The sequence below is a fragment of the Treponema pedis genome, from assembly GCF_017161325.1.
GTDB lineage: Bacteria > Spirochaetota > Spirochaetia > Treponematales > Treponemataceae > Treponema_B > Treponema_B pedis.
In genome coordinates, this window is sequence record NZ_CP045670.1 from 816912 (window position 1) to 835289 (window position 18378).

16 protein-coding genes are annotated in these 18378 nt (G+C 36.9%); 8 read left to right on the top strand and 8 right to left on the bottom strand.

What is annotated here, in order from left to right; translation table 11 throughout:
- Nucleotides 1–16 precede the first annotated feature (16 nt).
- The 4 genes from miaA to DYQ05_RS03560 all read right to left on the bottom strand — a co-directional run bounded on the left by miaA (nucleotide 17) and on the right by DYQ05_RS03560 (nucleotide 3294).
- Nucleotides 17–916: a tRNA (adenosine(37)-N6)-dimethylallyltransferase MiaA gene (miaA, locus tag DYQ05_RS03545; RefSeq protein WP_024469671.1), complete on the bottom strand. Its 900-nt coding sequence runs from the start codon at nucleotides 914–916 to the stop codon at nucleotides 17–19.
- A complete protein-coding gene (locus DYQ05_RS03550) occupies nucleotides 894–1523 on the bottom strand; it encodes a hypothetical protein (protein ID WP_206183853.1) in 630 nt (209 codons plus the stop codon). The genes miaA and DYQ05_RS03550 overlap by 23 nt, the downstream gene beginning before the upstream one ends.
- Nucleotides 1524–1586: 63 nt before the next feature.
- Nucleotides 1587–2183, bottom strand: a complete 597-nt coding sequence (gene rdgB, locus DYQ05_RS03555; protein ID WP_206183854.1) for an RdgB/HAM1 family non-canonical purine NTP pyrophosphatase — start codon at nucleotides 2181–2183, stop codon at nucleotides 1587–1589.
- Between the two features lie 46 nt (nucleotides 2184–2229).
- Nucleotides 2230–3294, bottom strand: a complete 1065-nt coding sequence (locus DYQ05_RS03560; RefSeq protein WP_206183855.1) for a tRNA-dihydrouridine synthase family protein — start codon at nucleotides 3292–3294, stop codon at nucleotides 2230–2232.
- 134 nt (nucleotides 3295–3428) lie between these two features.
- On the opposite strand from DYQ05_RS03560, the gene DYQ05_RS03565 reads away from it, so the two are divergent.
- Nucleotides 3429–4817, top strand: coding sequence for an alanine/glycine:cation symporter family protein (locus DYQ05_RS03565; protein WP_206183856.1), 1389 nt, complete (start codon nucleotides 3429–3431; stop codon nucleotides 4815–4817).
- A 93-nt stretch (nucleotides 4818–4910) separates the two neighbouring features.
- Here DYQ05_RS03565 and DYQ05_RS03570 read toward each other — a convergent pair whose 3' ends face one another.
- From DYQ05_RS03570 to DYQ05_RS03580, 3 genes are all read right to left on the bottom strand, one after another.
- Nucleotides 4911–5249, bottom strand: coding sequence for an acylphosphatase (locus DYQ05_RS03570; protein WP_080657338.1), 339 nt, complete (start codon nucleotides 5247–5249; stop codon nucleotides 4911–4913).
- Nucleotides 5250–5270: 21 nt separating this feature from the next.
- The gene (locus tag DYQ05_RS03575; protein WP_038106927.1) at nucleotides 5271–6068 is read right to left on the bottom strand and encodes a PHP domain-containing protein; all 798 of its coding nucleotides are present in this window, start codon (nucleotides 6066–6068) and stop codon (nucleotides 5271–5273) included.
- Between the two features lie 126 nt (nucleotides 6069–6194).
- The gene (locus DYQ05_RS03580) at nucleotides 6195–7484 is read right to left on the bottom strand and encodes a cyclic nucleotide-binding domain-containing protein (protein WP_020964552.1); all 1290 of its coding nucleotides are present in this window, start codon (nucleotides 7482–7484) and stop codon (nucleotides 6195–6197) included.
- Nucleotides 7485–7552: 68 nt separating this feature from the next.
- Here DYQ05_RS03580 and glgX point away from each other — a divergent pair, with 68 nt between their 5' ends.
- Together glgX and DYQ05_RS14295 are read left to right on the top strand one after the other, a co-directional pair.
- On the top strand, nucleotides 7553–9688 hold the full coding sequence (gene glgX / locus DYQ05_RS03585) for a glycogen debranching protein GlgX (protein WP_206183857.1): 2136 nt from the start codon (nucleotides 7553–7555) through the stop codon (nucleotides 9686–9688).
- 382 nt (nucleotides 9689–10070) lie between these two features.
- The gene (locus DYQ05_RS14295) at nucleotides 10071–10205 is read left to right on the top strand and encodes a hypothetical protein (protein WP_290121753.1); all 135 of its coding nucleotides are present in this window, start codon (nucleotides 10071–10073) and stop codon (nucleotides 10203–10205) included.
- A 108-nt stretch (nucleotides 10206–10313) separates the two neighbouring features.
- Here the strand turns inward: DYQ05_RS14295 and DYQ05_RS03595 are convergent, their stop codons facing one another.
- Nucleotides 10314–11597: a dicarboxylate/amino acid:cation symporter gene (locus DYQ05_RS03595; RefSeq protein ID WP_206183858.1), complete on the bottom strand. Its 1284-nt coding sequence runs from the start codon at nucleotides 11595–11597 to the stop codon at nucleotides 10314–10316.
- A 218-nt stretch (nucleotides 11598–11815) separates the two neighbouring features.
- Between DYQ05_RS03595 and DYQ05_RS03600 the strand changes: the two genes are divergently transcribed.
- From DYQ05_RS03600 to DYQ05_RS03615, 5 genes are all read left to right on the top strand, one after another.
- Nucleotides 11816–13129: a PALP domain-containing protein gene (locus DYQ05_RS03600; protein WP_020964556.1), complete on the top strand. Its 1314-nt coding sequence runs from the start codon at nucleotides 11816–11818 to the stop codon at nucleotides 13127–13129.
- 3 nt (nucleotides 13130–13132) lie between these two features.
- A complete protein-coding gene (locus DYQ05_RS14300; protein ID WP_020964557.1) occupies nucleotides 13133–13267 on the top strand; it encodes a hypothetical protein in 135 nt (44 codons plus the stop codon).
- Between the two features lie 52 nt (nucleotides 13268–13319).
- Nucleotides 13320–14840, top strand: coding sequence for a glutamate--tRNA ligase (gene gltX / locus DYQ05_RS03605; RefSeq protein ID WP_020964558.1), 1521 nt, complete (start codon nucleotides 13320–13322; stop codon nucleotides 14838–14840).
- Nucleotides 14841–14974: 134 nt separating this feature from the next.
- Nucleotides 14975–17002, top strand: coding sequence for a S1 family peptidase (locus DYQ05_RS03610; protein ID WP_024469407.1), 2028 nt, complete (start codon nucleotides 14975–14977; stop codon nucleotides 17000–17002).
- Nucleotides 17003–17119: 117 nt separating this feature from the next.
- Complete coding sequence (locus DYQ05_RS03615) at nucleotides 17120–18247, top strand: RtcB family protein (RefSeq protein WP_206183859.1); 1128 nt, start codon at nucleotides 17120–17122, stop codon at nucleotides 18245–18247.
- Nucleotides 18248–18378 lie beyond the last annotated feature (131 nt).

Genomic DNA, 18378 nt, shown 5'->3' on the forward strand with positions numbered 1-18378 from the left:
AAAAGTTAAGAGTTAACTATGAACAAATAATCCAATTTATGTTTACACGATTTTTTTCCATACGTCTAAACCAAGTTTCCTGCCGTTTTGCAAATTTACAAATAGCCCTATAAAGCTCTTCTATATATTCTTCTTTAGATTTTATCTTACCTTGTAAATACATTGCGGTAAATTTATATTCCAAACCTAAACTTTCAAGTCTTTCCCAAGAAACACCGTTTTTATTTAAATTTTCCGTTTCTTCAATCATACCCGCTTTTATGCGCTGCACAAGTCTTGCATATATACGCGAACGCAAAACCCCTCGCGGAAAACTCAAACCTATTATAAAAGGCTTAATATGGGGCCGTTTTGATACAAGAAGTTGTGCCGCGGCAGGATTGTTTTTATTGTATTCGGCAATTTCTATTGCACGAACCAACCTTTCCCGTTGCTCAAAATCGGTCTTGTTATGAATTTCGGGTTTTAATTCCAAAAGAATATTTTGAAGTTCTTCTAAAGTTTTATCTTCCAAGCCTATACGCAGTTCTCTATTTTCGGGAACCGGAACCAAATTGTATTCTCTAATTAAAGCATCAAGGTAAAGCCCCGTTCCGCCTGTAAAAATCGGAAGATTATCTTTTCCGCTTACTTCGGCAAAAGCCGCATAAGCGTCATTTTGAAAATCGAAAACATTATATTCTTTTTCTAAAGAACAAATATCTATCAAATGGTAGGGGACATTCCCGTACTCGAATAAATCCTTTCCGGTGCCTAAATCCAATCCTTTATAAACCTGACGGGAATCGACGGAAATAATTTCACCTGAATATTCTTTTGCAAGGTTTACGGCATAAGCGGTTTTACCCGTTGCCGTAGCTCCCAGAACAACGACCGCATTAAACCCGTCTTTTTTATAGTCTTGAGGAAACAGCATGTAAGATAGCGCCTGTTAAAAATATCCCTATCGAAATGGAAAGATATACCGCCGCCGAACCCGAAAAATACCAAAGAGCCAAGGCGCAGCTCCCTAAAAACGAAACGATTAAAAAAACGGCAAAGGCTATAAGATAAATTAAAAAATCAAAAGAAATGGTAAGATTGGCTATTAAAATATTAAATACAAAGTCGAAAATAAGAATTGCACCTATAACTATCGAAATAAACAATAAAAGTTCGGAAATATTCGGAATGTTTATATTTTTATAAAACGCATAGCCGGCAACGGAAGAAAAAATTCCGAAAAGAGCGGAAAAACTCGTATCCAGAGCTTCGCCTGAAATAGAAAAAGAAATTAAAAAGAAAACGGCAAGTCCGAAAATACCGTTAAGGAAAAAGTATTGTAAAAAGAATCGAAATATATGAACCGTAAAAGAAGAAGAAACGGATAAGCCGGAAATACCGAAAAATGAAATAATCAAGAGGGAAACAAGCCCGGAGCATAAACCGATAATAAAGGCGGAAAAAGTTCCTGAAGTATCTTTAGAAAAAACGGAATAAAGTAAAAATGCCAAAGGCAAGATAAAAATCAATAGAAAATTCATAATGTTTATTTTACTATAAATATTTGAACTTTTCAACGGGGAAGAAACGGGAGAAGCTCTTCATCAAAAACCGATATCTAAGTCTTTAATCAAATTTGAAATTTGCCTCATCGCACGCCCCCTGTGCGAAACCGCATTTTTTTCCTGCGGAGTAAGCTCGGCAAAGGTTTTTTCAAATTGTTTTACAAAAAAAATAGGGTCGTAACCGAAGCCTCCCTTACCGCATGGACTTTGAGTAATGGAACCTTCGCAAATTTCCTGTACGGAATAAAATCTGTTCTCATTTAATAAAAAAACCATACAACAGGCAAAGTGAGCCTTACGGTTTTTTACGTCTTTTAATTCGGACAAAACTTTATCTATTGCGGAGGCGGCGGAGACATGCTCTCCGTTTACGGCCCCGTACCTTGCAGACCGTATACCCGGCTCTCCGTTTAAAAAATCTATACACAAACCGGAATCATCGGCAAGAACCGGAGCTTTTACAATCTTATAAAGAGCTTGAGCCTTTATCATAGCGTTTTCAAAAAATGTATCGCCCGTTTCTTCCGGATTAAAATTAAGATTTTCGTCTTTCGGTAAAATTACCTTACAATCCGGCAATAACTCGGAAACTTCCTTTCGCTTATGATTACTGCCCGATGCCAAATAAATTTTCATACTCCGAAGTATACGTTTTTTTGCGGATAAAGACAATGAGGGAAGACTAAAACGGCAATCGGCAGTTATAAATTATATCTTCCGGCACTTCTTGAAAATACTCCTCCAATTTTTGCCGCATACTTTCAAGGTTTTTACAATTTAAAATTTTACTTTTTATGTGATGAGCAAATTTAAAATTATCGCAAAAATAAGCAAAAAACCTTTGCGCTCTGGTTAAATAAAATTCTTCAGGCTGTTCTTCTTTTAGAAGTTGTAAAAAACGGCAAGCGGTTTTAAACAAATCTATTCCGTTTTCCCTCATATTATTTTCCGCCCCGGAAATTAAAGTTTCTTTTATCTCCGAAAAAATCCACGGTTTTTGTACCGCAGCCCGGCCTATCATCCAGCCCGAACATTTATATATGGAAGAATATTCCGAAAATTTATTTAAAGAATCTATATCGCCGTTTGCATAGACGGGAATGCTTAAATCTTCCGCCAAACGGGCCGTATACCGATGTTTACACGGACGGGAATATTTTTGCCTGCGTGTACGCGGGTGCAGGGTAATCAATTCCGCGCCTTCTGAAACAAGCATTTTACAAAATTTAAGTAATGCGGCATAATCTTCCGTTTCTCCCAATCTCAATTTTACACTCAAACGGATACGGGAGCTTTTAAAACCTTCTAAAGCCGATTTTTCTTTTACGCTATGAGAATCGTTTAAAGGCATTCCTCCGTTTTCCCATTTTAAAACGGCTTCTTTTACCTTACGCACAAACTCGGCAGTTTCCGAATAAGGTTTTTGTACCCATGCAAAGCCCGCTCCCGTATTTACAATTTGCGGCGCGCAGCAACCCATATTTAAATCAATACCGAACCCGCCGTTTTTAAGCAAAATGGGCACCGCTTTTGCGGCGGATTCCGCTTCCGGACTTGTAACTTGCCACACAAGTTTTTCGGGAGAAGGATTACAGCGAAAATACCATTTTTCAAAGCCTCCGCCGGATATTGCCGAAGGAGCGTGAATCATCTCGGAAAAATATTCGTCGGGCTCACCGAACTCCGCAATAAGCCTTCTTAAACCGGAATGACTTATTGCCGCCATCGGCGCTAAAATTAATTTCATAAACTGAAAGTATACGCAAAGGCAAAATTTTGTCAATGTATTTTTTATAGATTCAATTTATATAAATTTACTGCAAGCATTGCAAATTATTCAAAAGAATGATATATTAAAAAAAGACCATAAGGAGGTTTAGAATGAATACTTTAATTAAAGTGTTAAGCAGTTTTGCAGATTGGCTTTGGGGACCGCCCCTGCTGATTCTACTTGTAGGAGGGGGTCTTATCATTACCGTAAGACTCGGATTTTTCCAATTTAAATATTTCGGTTTTATTATGAAGCAAACCTTCGGTAAAATGTTCGGAAAAGGCGAAGGTGAAGGAACGGTTTCTCCGTTTCAGGCGGCAACCGCAGCGCTTGCATCTTCTATAGGAGCTGCAAATATCGTTGTAGTACCGACAATTATTTTTGCCGCAGGCCCCGGAGCCGTATTTTGGATGTGGATAACCGCCCTTTTAGGACAAGCTACAAAATTTGCAGAAATTGTACTTGGTATAAAATACCGTGAACAAAATTCTTTAGGAGAATATGTAGGAGGCCCCGCATATTATTTAAAAAAAGGAATCGGAGGCAATATCGGTAAAATTTTAGGCTTTTGCGTTTCCTTCTTTTTTATGCTTGAAATTTTACCTTCAATTACATTACAAACCCTTTCTGCCGTAGGCCCTATAGAAAAATTGGGCGAAGCGGTTTTTCATGCAGACCCTGCCGTTATGCGCTATATAGCTATAGGCCTTATTTTTATTCTTGTAGCCCTTGTCGTATACGGAGGTATTAAACGAATCGCAAAAGTTACGGAATATCTTGTTCCGTTTATGGCTCTATTATATACCGTGTGTTCTATAATAATTATTTTAATAAATATTAAGCAAATCCCCGCAGCTTTCCAAATGATTTTTGTCGGAGCTTTTAACCCCTCCGCAATTGCAGGAGGCACCATAGGCGGCGGAATATTATTGGCAATACAAAAAGGGGTTGCCCGCGGAGTATATTCAAACGAAGCCGGTATGGGCTCGGCCCCTTATGCACACTCAACGGCAATAACCGACCATCCTTCGCGTCAGGGAATGTGGGGTATTTTTGAAGTAACCGTTGACACCTTACTTGTATGTACTATGTCGGCTTTAGTAGTATTAACAACCGGTATATGGAAACAAAATGAATTTGCAAGTATTGCCGTAGAAAGAGCTTTTAATCTTTCTTTCGGTTCTATAGGCTCGGTTATTATTTCAATTTCCTTATTTTTGTTTGTTCTATCTACGATTTTGGTAATCGTATATTACTGTGAAAAATGTGCGGAATATTGTTTCGGCACAACAGTAGGAAAAATCGTACGCTTACTTGCAGCCTTAATGGTTGTCGTTGCCGCCTTTGTTAAATTTGAACATGCAGGCTTTGTTCTTGATATAACCCTTGCTCTCGTAGTTATACCCAATATGATAGGAATAATTTGGTTAAGCAAAGAGGTTAAAGAACTTTCCGAAGAGTTTTTTAAAAACAAAAAATATAATCCTAAGGCAAAATAAACACATATAGACATATTCTCCTTAATAGTTATTAAGGAGAATATGTTAAAAAAATATCATCTTTATTTTTAACTTAACTAAAACAAATATCTTTTATCTGACCGAAAAATTCTTAAAACCCTGAACCCTTATCTCTTCGGAAGTAAGAGTTTCCACTTTTGCACGCGGATGATTATGTTTCAGCTCATACATAAATTCACCTAAAACCTGCGTCCCGGCCTCGGCAAAAATTTCTACCGAATAATCGGGACAATTACGTACCCAGCCCGTAACACAGAGTCTGTTTGCAAGCGTTACCGTCCAATACCTGAAACCGACCCCTTGCACACGCCCCTTTACAATAATACGGAACGCCCTCACCTCTTTTTTTAAAGAAGATACCGGCTTTTCTTCCTCGCCGGTTGAATATACGGCTCTACCGTTGTTTGTCATTTTAAACCCTCCTTATAAATTTTAATTTAACCCGATTGCCGACGCCGTATCCTCAGGAACTATACCTAAGGTTTCCGCAAAATTATACGCCCTTAAATATCCCGAAATAGTATGCTCAGGATAGTGTGCGTCCGAATTACAGATAATTTTTGCCCCCATATCTCTCGCCGCTTCCCAAAATTCGACAACCGGGTAAACATATTCACATTTTCCGTTGCGGTTAACCGTTCTTTTAAAAGTACCGTACCCGTTAATTTCTATAGGCATATTAAATTCAATTGAGGCCTGAATTAAAGCTTTTGAACAGGCACGGTAATCCGAATCAATGTTTTCCACATTGGATAAAAATAAATCCGGATGAGCTAAAAAGCTGTAAATTCCCGTAGACATTCCTGTAATTGTAAAATCGATATATCCGAATATATCTTTTTTATTTGTAATGTAAGGAATATACTCAAGAGAACCGTTTAAATCATACCAATGAGAACCTAGAACCAAAAAATCGCTTTTCAATTCATCTTTTAAATAATCCTTATACCAGCTTTTAAAACGGGGAAGCCACTCACATTCAAAGCCGAAATACACAGGAAATTCCGCCTCCGCTGCAGCCTCCTCAACAAGGCTCTTATACAAATCAACTTCACTCCCGTGCATTCTGCAATAACTCCAAGAAGAATCGGGATACGGACAATGGTCGGAAAATCCTAAAGCCGAACATGAAAATTTAGAAGCTTCTTTTACATAATCAATAGGACGCCCTTCGGCATGCTTACATAAATAAGTATGGGTATGAAAATTGCTGATTTTTTTATTATTCATAAAATTCTCCGAAGCGGCAGTTATTGTAATAAGGCTATAGCCTGCTCTTATTTTCTTAAAATTTTAGCTCATTTTGCAAATAAAACTAAAGAGTTTTTAAAATTTATACAACCGTATTTTGTAAAGTTATACTTTTTCCTTTTCTTCCTTTAATTTTGCGGTAACCTTCGATTGCCGAGCCAGCCTTCCGGCCAATAAACGTGAAAGGAAAACTCCGTAATGCGGATACGATTCAATTAAATTCATAAAATTCATTTTAGGAATTTTTACCAACGTTCCTTCTCCTATAGAAACTACGGTTGCAGACCTTCTATCGTTCATTAAAAAAGCCATTTCTCCGATAAAAATATCGGCCGGCGTTAATACGGACATCAGTTTATTATCTACATAAACCGCATATCTTCCCGAGCTTATATAAAACAAATTGTTCGAATCTTCATTTTCACGGCATACAATTTGCATATGTTTAAATGCAAGAACCTGTTGAGATTTTAAAATTGCAGGCGTCAAGTTTGCAATATTCTTTTGATTTATAACTTCAAAAGAAACTTCATTTCCGATAGTATTGTACGTCATATTTTTTACAAAACCTTGCGCCAGTTTAATTCCCATTCCATGCAGACCTGCCTGAAAATCCGCATCCAACTTGGATTTCCAATCAAATCCTCTTCCTTCATCTCTTATTTTTATTTTAGTTTTTTCAAGCGAAATATTATATGTAATATATATTTTTTTAGATGCAATTTCCGGGTTTTTTTGTTTTTCCGCAATTAAAGCAAGCATATTTTTACCTGCCTTAAGCCATGCATTTTTTTCTTCATAGGAAATATCGCAGTTCCCGTGTTCAACCGCATTTAAAAGAAGCTCCATCATAGCGCTTTGCAACCCGGAACGTTCTTCATCGCTTATACGGTCGGTATTATATAAATAAGTTCCTATTAAATTTGCATAAAACACAATTTCAAACGGGTCGGTATCGCTTACAAACTGACCGTGCTCCTGTGCATCATGCTGTTGCTGCATTCCCCTGTTAAAAAGAAAATGCTGCTGTTGATGTAAAATTTTAATAATTTGCACGGCATTTTTTTCAAAATCTCTCCGCGTACACACAAATAAAAAGTTGGGCTCTTTTTGCTGTTCCAGTTTCATTTTTTCGGAATTCGTATTTGTAATTGCAATTACTCCTCCGAATAAAAGCCAAGGGTCTTCTTGAACTATTTTCAAACATGCATTACCGTCAATATTTTCATCACCGAAATCTATAATTTTTATTTCCGGCATTTCATATTTAAAAAACGAAACGACACTTGCATAATTACTCAACTCAACAATGCCGATATTTTCAATCTTACCGACTGCATATTTTATAGCGTCTATAGTTGTTCTAACAGTACTTACAATAGGGACTTTTTTCATAAATTATTTCCTTACAAATGATATGTAGCATTATAGCATAAATTTAAAATACATACTATACTGTAACGATGAGCAAATTATCGTTTTTAAAAGGAAAACCGCTGCCTTTGGGCGCAAAGGTAAATTCTTACGGAGTAAATTTTTGCGTGTTTTCAAGACACGCTTCTTCAGTTACATTACATTTGTTTGAAAATGAAAAAGACGAAAAACCTGCATTCAGTTTTAAACTTGACCCGAATATAAATAAAACCGGAGACCTCTGGCATATTTTCGTCAAGGGCCTAAAAAAAGGAGCTTTTTATCTTTATACTGCAAGCGGGCTTTTTTCACCTTATGAAGGACATTTATTTAATGAGAATAATTTCTTGCTGGACCCTTATGCAAAACAACTTACCGATTCCTCTATTTTTAATTCGGAGCAAACAAAAAAATTCAGGCTGAATAAGCAAAACGGAGAGGCGTTTTTCAATACGGAAAAAACGGCAAAAGGCTTTCCAAAATGTATTGTAATCGACGATGAAGAATTCGACTGGGACAATGATTCCCCCATAAATTTACCCTTGCATAAGTGTATTATTTACGAAGCTCATTTAAAAGGAATGAGTTTTTTAAATACCCGCATCGATGAAAAAAAACGCGGAAAATTTTCAGGCCTTATCGAAGTTATTCCATATTTAAAAAAGCTGGGCATTACATCGCTTGAGCTCTTACCCGTTTTTGAATTCGATGAAAATGAAAATTTTAATAAAAATCCTACAACCGGAGAAACCTTAAAAAATTATTGGGGCTACAGCACCTTGTCATTTTTTGCGCCTAAGACATCTTATGCGGAAAATCCGAAAAATGCCGTAAACGAATTTAAATTTATGGTCAAGGAATTTCATAAAGCGGGTATAGAAATTATTTTAGATGTTGTATTTAATCACTCGGCGGAAGGGAATGAAAACGGAGCGGTTTTCTCATTTAAAGGTTTTGATAACTCAATTTATTATCATCTTGAAGAAAACAAAAGTTTATACAAAAACTATTCGGGCTGCGGAAATACTGTAAATGCTTCTCACCCCGCCGTCGGTCAATTTATTATAGACTGTCTGCGCTATTGGGTTACTGAAATGCATATCGACGGCTTCCGTTTTGATTTAGCTTCAATATTGGCCAGAAACAAGGACGGAAATATAGAAGCCGCCTCTTCTTTATTAAATGCAATAGAAGAAGACCCCGTTTTACGCTCCACAAAAATAATTGCGGAACCTTGGGACGCTGCCGGAGGTTATATGGTAGGAGCATTCCCCGGAAGATGGGCCGAATGGAACGATTTATATAGAGATGCCTTAAAAACTTTTTGGCTTCAACCTAATCCCGATATTAGAAAATTGGCAACCAGAGTAACGGGCTCTTCGGACTTATACTTAAAAAACGGAAGACGCCCGTATCAATCCGTAAATTTTATTTGTTGCCATGACGGCTTTACACTGTATGACTTACTCAGCTATTCTCAAAAACACAATGAAGAAAACGGCGAAAACAATAATGACGGCTCAAATAATAATTTCAGTTTTAACCACGGAACGGAAGGGCCCGCCTGTGATAAAATAGAAATTATACGTAAGCGTATGGCTAAAAACATTTTAATAGCCCTTTTACTTTCCGCAGGAACTCCTATGTTAAACATGGGTGATGAAGTTTTCAGAACTCAAAACGGTAACAACAATGCTTATTGTCAGGATAATTTTATTTCGTGGTTTGACTGGTCTTCAGTTAATACAAACAATGATTTATTTGAATTTACTAAAAAACTTATTAACCTCAGAATAACACATTTTTCTTTTATACGAAAAAGTTTTTTCACAGGCATTGCGAAAGCATACGGAGCAGGAAGCGACCTTCAATGGTTTAACAGCGAAGCTAAAACACCCGATTGGAACTCCCCGTCAAGTTTTCTGGCCTTTTTAATTGACGGAAATAAAATCAACTTGGAAAGCGATTGTAACGATAATGATTTTTATATTATGTTTAACGGCTACGATTCCGATATTACAGCAAAATTACCGGCACCTTCTTCAGGCGGACTGTGGCACCGTTTAATCGATACTTCGTATCCGTTTAAGGAAGATTTTATAGACGAAAATAAAACGGAAGAAATTCAAAATCAGGACATATATGTGGTTTTTGCAAAAACAGCCGTAGTACTGATTTCAAAATAAAATTTTATTATGCGGTAAAGAATTTCAAAAACATATAAACGTGTTTTTTATTTTTATAATACATAATACTCTATTGAATTAACGCTTAAAAAAAGGTATTATGTAGGTATGTATTTACAGCCTTTTTCATGGATGATATTGGTTTTTGTAGATCTCTTTTTGCTTGTTTTAGCATACGTTCTTTTTTCCAGCATTTCTAAAAAAGCAAGCGGTGAAAAACTCAAGGAAACCGGAAAGCGCGGCGACCCGGGAGTTTGTCCCGTATGCGGTTATATTTTAAAAAAAAGGAGAACAAGTTAAATCGGCCCTTTATCCGGGAGATGATGATAGGCTATGCTATATTTACGGCTGTCCTCATTGCTACCCTCTTTGCGAAGCGGGCTTGCAGAGAAAATGCCCCGTATGTAACGAAAAAATGGGGCAGGAAGCTCATCTTATTGCACGTTATTTTGAACGAAGAAACGATAAAAAACGGATTCATATTTTAGGCTGCGCCAATTGCAGATTTAAAAATTGAATTTAAAAAACGGGTTGCAGACCGGAACGGCTTAAATCTTACGCATAAATAAAAACACCCCTAAAAACTTTAACTTTTTAGGGGCAAAAAAGTTAAAACAATATCATATCAGTTTTTATTAACTTCCTTATCTTCAATCATATCCGACATTTCGGCAACGCAGTATGTACATACAAGGTCGCCTGTTACGTTATTCATTGTTTCAAACATATCCAATATGGGGTTAATACCTAAAGCAAGACCTACTATAATTGCAATTTGGTCGGCACCCAAATTCATATTTTGCAAGATAATAAAAAGAAGCATTAAACTTCCGCCGGGAACTCCTCCGGCACCTACCGATACCAAAACCGTAGTTATTACCAAAACCAACAACGGTATAAACCCCATTTCGGCTCCGAACATATTGGCAGCTAAAACCGCAAACATAGGTAAGTGAACGCAAACACCGTCCATATTTACCGTAGACCCGAGCGGCAAAGAAAAAGATGAAAGATTATCACTTATTCTAAGTTCTTCTTTTGCCGTTCTAAGTGAAACCGGCAAGGTGGCAGCGGAACTCCTCGTAACAAAAGAAGTCAACATGGGTTCACGCAGTTTTAACATAACCGTTATAGGATTTTTCCTTGTGGAAACCGCTATCATAATAGGGTAAACTGCAAATACCATAACAATAATACCTATTACTACACCTAAAGTAAGCATTATATAAGGACCGAATAAACTGGACCCGTATTGTGCAAAATTTACCGAAGTAAGACAAAATACACCTATCGGGGAATAAGCTAAAATCCAATCTACCATTTTAAATACGGTTTCTTTACAGGTTTCAATTATATTTAAAAATTGAGCCGCTCCTTCACGTAATTTCGGATTTTCATTCTCCGAAATTATTTTAAGAGCGATGCCGAAAGCAATTGAAAAAACTATTATGGCAAGAAAATTCCCCTGAGCCAAGGCTTGGAACGGATTTTGAAACATACTTAAAAATACATCGGCTAAAGAACCTGCAGAAGCGGGATTTACTTCGCCTGCCGCACTTTTCATTAAAGCAGCCCATTCCGTGTGGGAAGTCCCCGCACCCGGATTAAAAGCTACCGCCAAAAACGACCCGACAATTGCCGCAAAAAGAGATGTTATAAAATACCAGATAATTACTTTTATTCCTATTTTTCCGAATTCTTTTGTAGGCAAAGAGGCCGCACCGGAAATCAGAGAAAGTAAAATTACCGGAATAACTATCATTTTTAACATTGAAACCAGAATTTGTCCGAAAGGCTGAATCCATGATACATATCCGTCAATGTTAACACCCGACTGCCATAATATAATACCGGCAGCCAAACCGAGAATGAATGCGCCTAAAATCATCCAAACAAGCTTTTTATTCATTAAATTCCTCCTGTTAAAAGCATAGCACCATTTTACCATTGAAACTTTAAAAAAGCAAGCATTTTTTTTATAAATATACCGGAGAATTTAAAACGGGATATTTACAGAAAAACCTATCAAACCTTAATTTTATAAGCAAAACCGGCTGACAAACGGAATTTTATTTTGATTTCTATGATATAGATTTTTTTTCAAAATACTGTTAAAATCAAATCGAAATGAATTTGGTCAGTACACGAAACGGTAAAAAAACGGTTACTTTTTATGAAGCGGTTACGAATTGTATCCCTGAAGACGGCGGACTTTATATTCCCGCCGATACAATGGACTTAAGCCCATGGATTGAACATCTTAACGAAAATTCCACATTTGCCTCCATTGCAGGAACTTTAACTTCCGCATTGCTTAAAAACGAATTCAGCCCCGCCGTATCCGAACGTATTGCGGCTTCCGCTTTCGGTAATTACAGCCCACGCCTCCGCCAATTGGACGATAGACTCTTTCTTTTAGACCTTTTTCACGGCCCTACCGGCTGTCATAGGGATTTCGGCTTTTTATGGCTGGCTTCGGTACTGGAACACATTCTTACAATGACGAATGAAACCGCCTTAGTATTGGCAACAGGCACAAAAAAGAACGGAGCAGGTATGGCTGCCGCTTTCGGCAATAAAAAACGGCTTAAAACCCTTCTTATTCACCCTAAAGGATTTGCGGCGGGAATCCCTGAAAAATATCTTGCGGAAAACGGAGGCTCAATATACTCCGTAGAATGCGAGGGTTCCATTAAAGACGTAGAAAATTTAAAGCGGTCGGTATATCTTGACAAAAAACTTGTAAAAGAGTATCGTCTGACCTTAGCAAACACTGTAAACATCGGAAGGCTTTTACCTCAAATGTTTTTTTATATTTTTGCTTTTACGAGGTTTAGAAAAAGCTCTTTCGGTGAAATTTACTATGCATTACATTCAGGGAACTACGGAAATTTGGCGGCAGGTCTTTATGCGTGGAAAAACAGCCTTTCGCTTAACGGGTTTATAACGGATTCCACGCAAGAATTATGCGGAGACGCCGAAGGCGAATGTTTTTGTAAAACCCTTAATATTCCGCTTGACCGAAGAAGTGCGGCAGACCCGATAAGTCCTTCAAATATTGAAAGACTTGAACGTATTTTTGAAATAAGCCCTGCAGTTATGAAGGCTTTAATTTTTCCGGAACCCGTAGAGCCCGCAGATTATTCAAAATATATTCGTACGGCATATCATAAATACGGCATTATGTTTGATACTTCAACAGCCGCAGCTTACGGTGCAGCCGTTAAAAGCCGTTTTATAAACAAACACGGACAAGAAACTCTGGTTCTTATTTCAAAAGACCACCCCGCTTACGAATCCGACATAATAGAAGCTGCATGCGGCGAAAAACCGAAACGGCCTAAATATATGGAAGATTTGGAAAAACCCATAAAAAATATAAAAAAAATACGGGTGTCTAAACAAGAAATAGAAAATATGTTAAAATATATGACGAGGTGAACTATGGCATATAAACTTGACGGTGCAAAATTCCAAACCTTGGAAGAGCTTGTAGAAGCATTGTACCCTATTTACTCCGATAAAATGAGCGAAGAAGAATTTAAAAAATATGCGGAAGAAAATGCCGAAAAAACTTAACTAAGAATTAATTTTAAAACTTGACATTTTAAATTAAATTAGAGGGGGTATCATGCAAGTTAAAGTTAGATACGCTCCGTCGCCGACCGGTTTTCAGCACATAGGAGGCGTACGGACTGCTTTGTTTAATTATTTATTTGCCCGGTCAAAGGGCGGCAAATTCGTTTTACGCATTGAAGACACGGACCGAACGAGGTATAGCGAAGAATACGAGCAAAACCTTTACGATACGCTTGAATGGCTCGGGCTTGAATGGGATGAAGGAGGTTCAAAAGGCGGCCCTTGCGCTCCTTACGTGCAATCACAAAGGTTTGATCTTTATAAAAAATATGCTCAAGAGCTTGTAGAAAAAGGCTGCGCTTATTATTGCTTTTGCGATTCGGAGAGGCTGGACAGAATAAGAAAAATTCAAACTATGAACAAAATGCCTCCCGGCTATGACAGGGCGTGCCGCAATTTAACCGAAGAAGAAATCAGAGCAAAATTGGAAGCGGGAACGCCCTATGTTATCCGCCTAAAAGTTCCGCTTGAAGGCTCTACAAAATTTAAAGATGCTCTTTTAGGCGATATTGAATGGAAAAACGAAGATATTAATCCCGACCAAATTTTACTTAAAAGCGACGGATTTCCTACATATCACCTTGCAAATATCGTAGACGACCATCTTATGGGCATAACTCATGTAATGCGGGCACAAGAATGGCTGCCTTCAACACCTATGCATGTAATTATGTATAAGGCTTTCGGGTGGGAACCGCCCGAATTTTGCCACCTTCCCATGGTTATGGGAAACGACGGCCAAAAACTGTCCAAAAGGCACGGAGCTACAAGCTGTAACGAATTCCGTAATAAGGGTTACTTAAAAGAAGCGATTATAAACTATGTTGCTATGCTCGGATGCTCTTACGAAGACGGAAGAGATATGTATACCCTCCCCGAATTGGAAAAACTTTTCAGTGTCTCGCATTTAAACAAGGCTCCCGCCGTTTTCGATTATAAAAAATTGGAATGGTTTAACGGTCAATATATGCGGGAAAAAACCGATGAAGAATTATTCGATTTAACTTGGCCTTATATCGCAAATTCGGGTATTTTCGGAAAAATTGACGAAGAAGAATTAAAAAAAGCGGGCTGCCGTTTTGAAAATCAAACCTATTTAAAACCCACTGCGGAACAAAAAAATATCTTAATGAAGGTAATGCCTTTAGTAAAAGAAAGACTTCACCTTTTAAGTGAAATAAGCGCAATGGTACGCTTTTTATTTGAAGAGCCCGCCATACCTCCGGTTGAAGAAATTATTCCTAAAAAACTCGATGCGGAAACTACAAAAAAGGCATTACAAAAGGCTTGCGAAGTTATGCCTAAAATCAAAGACCTGGATGAACACACGGCAGGCGAAATCTTTAGAGCCGAAGCCGAAGCTATGGGCATTAAAATGGGAGACTTTATGATGCCTATCAGAATGGCCGTTACGGGCAGCAGAATAAGTCCGCCGCTTGTAGGTTCCATTCAAATATTGGGAATCGATAAGGCTGTAAAGCGCATCGAAAAAACAATACAAGACAGATTTTAAACCGTACGGAGCTTGTTTTTTAATAAAAACGAGCTCTTTTATTTTTAGTGTTACCATTTATCCGCAGAAATTATTTAATACTTGCAGATTATACTGCAATATGATATTCTTAATTTAAAAACTGGAGAGATTAAATGAAATTAAAACATCTTTTTGTCTTTTTTCTTTTTATAGGAGCCGCCTCTTTTTTAAAAGCTCAAGCGGTATTATCGCCCGAAGTGCTCGAAAAATTAAACAATGCGGTGTTTGAAGTTATCGTTTTAAAACCTGCAGAAGGTAATTTAAAATACGAAAAAAAACTTCCTATGGAAAGAATCCCCTTTGCTATCCGTAACGATAAATACTTCCCTATAGGAACGGCTTTTTTAATGGACGACGGTTTATTTTATTCCGCAGCCCATGTGTTTAACTTAAATGAAGAATCCTTATACGGCGACTATTATATAAGGTCTTATACCGGTGATATTTACAAAGTAGACACTATAACATCTTACTCAACCAATAGAGATTTTATTTCTTTTACCGTATCCGGATATAAATATACCGAAGGCATGGGATTAAGTGTAGAAAATAAAATTTTACTAAACACGCAAACCTTTTCCGTAGGTAATGCATTGGGAGAAGGAATTATTATAAGACACGGTCTACTTACAAGCCAAACCTTTGAACAGGAAAACGGAGAGTGGAAATGGCTGAGATTTTCAGCCGCCGCAAGCCCCGGAAATTCCGGCGGACCGCTCATTACTCCGGAAGGCGGCGTATTGGGAATAATTACAATGAAAAGCTCAAATGAAAATCTTAACTATGCACTTCCTTTTTCGGAAACAAAAAAAATAGAACCAAATACGGGAATTACACATATAAGTATATACTATGTTATGCCGAACATTTTTGAAGAAAAATTCTTTTATGAATATAATCATAAACAAAAACTTCCGCAAAAAATTTCCGATGTAAAGAAAAATATCCTTTCGGATTATAAAACCTTTACTGCAAATATAGTAAAAGATATACAAACAAAATTCGACTTTTCCGGAAATGAATCCTTTGCTAAATCTTACGGCTCGCAGGAAATTATGTACAACTCATGGCTGCCGTCATTTCCGCTTACGATAGTACGGGAAAGCAACAAAAAATGGGACTTATTCATTCCGAATAATATAAATGAATATAAACTGCCCCAAAACGGAAAAATTTCTTACGGAACACTGCTTAACTCGTTAACGGTTATGATAAAAAAACCGGATAACATAACGCAAAAAGAACTTATCTCTTCTCCCGATTTATATATGGATTATATTTTACAGGCGTCAAGATTATACCGTCCTATAGGCAACGAGCGTATACCTATAACTTCTTACGGAAAACCCGTTCGCTCCCAAAAACATACCGATGTTCACGGAAGAACATGGCTTGTAAATTTTTGGGAATTACCGTTTGCCGATGCTGAAGTTATAAGTTACGCATTACCCCTTCCGGGAGGCCTATACATAATGTCAAAAATAGACTCCACTTCCGAAACAAGAAACGGACACAATCTTGATTTGGCATTTATAAGCGACTACGTTATCCCGTCATATTCGGGTTCTTTTAATGATTGGAAAGAATACCTGGCCCTCGGCGATTCGGGTTATTCTTTGGACCCTGTTTTTTCTTCTATGAAATTCGATTTTAATAAAAAAGAAACAATGATAAAAACGGGAGATTACGACCTGCATATTCCTCAACAATTGTTTTCAAGCGATAAGGATACTACATTAAAAGCGGCAATAGGCTTTTATCTGGAAAATAATAAACTTAAATTTGATGTACAAGGTATTCAATTATCTACAAATATCCGAAACGATAACTACACATATATAGGGTTTTCAAAAATTCTCAATCCCCCGGAAGATGCTCCTCAAACAATGACAGATAAATGGATTCAAAAAATAGATAAGGCAGCGCCCTTTAATGCAAAACCATATAATGAAAATCAATATACATTTTATGACGAAATTTTATTCCCTGACGGTATACCTGTAGAGGAAAAAAATAAATTACAGTATCTTTATCATCTTAATCTTGCACTAAAACAGCAAAATCGATTTGAAGAAATTGAAAAATTTGCAAAAGAGATGAAAAATTTATTGAAATTACCGAAGGCCAAAATAAAAAAATAGCTTTTTGAGTGAAAAGACACCTAAACGGTATGAAAAATATTTTCATACCGTTTTAAAAGTTTTTTCAATCTATGTAATATAATTGACTTTTTACAAATATGGTGTTACAGTATTGTTATGCAAACAATACAGGGAAAATATAATAAAGCAAATGTAATGATTGATTCCATAGATTCGGAAACGGAAAAACAAATTAAAACGTTTCTTAATCATAAAGCATTTGAAGGCACTAACATTGCTGTAATGCCTGATTGCCACGCAGGAAAAGGCGCCGTTATCGGATTTACTATGAATATGGATAAATATATCATTCCCAACATTGTAGGTGTAGATATAGGCTGCGGAATTTTATCTGCACAGCTAAATATTAAAAATCCGAATCTTGCAGAACTCGATAATTTTATTAAAAAAAACATTCCAAGCGGTACTTCCGTTCACCGTGTTCATAAAGTCGATAATAAAGAATTTGAAGAAGAAATTATCGAAGAGTCGAAAAAAGTAAATATGGATACCGATAGGGCTTTAAAAAGTGTAGGAACCTTGGGCGGAGGGAATCATTTTATAGAACTTGGAAAAGATTCTCAAGGCAGGTTTTGGCTTACAATTCATTCAGGGAGCCGAAACCTCGGATTGCAAATTGCGGTTTTTTACCAAAAAAAAGCAAAAGAAATTTTGGAAACCTCGGGAATTCTTTCCGAAGAAGATAAAAATTTGGAATACCTGCTTACGGAAAGTACCGAAGGCAAAGCCTATCTTCATGCAACTTATTTTGCTCAAAAATATGCAAAAGCAAACCGGCTTAAAATGATAGAGCTTATTTCAGAATTTTTAAATACGGAACCCGTAGAATTGGTAGAATCCGTTCATAATTTTATAGGCAATGACGGTATTATCCGCAAAGGAGCAACTTCTGCAAAACTTGATGAAAAACTTATTATTCCGTTTAATATGCGCGACGGACTTGCTTTTTGCCGCGGAAAAGGGAATGATGTATATAATCAATCCGCCCCTCATGGAGCAGGCAGAATTATGTCGCGTACCAAGGCCTTCGCGTCTCTTTCGTTAAAAACATTTCAAAAAGAAATGTATAATGCCGGAATCTTTACTACAACCGCAACAAAAAACACTTTGGACGAATCTCCAGCCGCTTACAAAGATAAAGAAATCATTTTAAAACATATAAAACCCACTGCCGATATAAAAGACTTTGTAAAACCGGTTTATAATTTTAAATCTCCGAATTAAATATTTTTAATAATCATATATGTAATAAAAAACATTCGCAATAAAAAATTATAAACAAAATATCAAATTGAGGATTTTCCGCTATAGAATATAAATAAAAAAAATTGCTATAATACAGCACGTAAAATGTA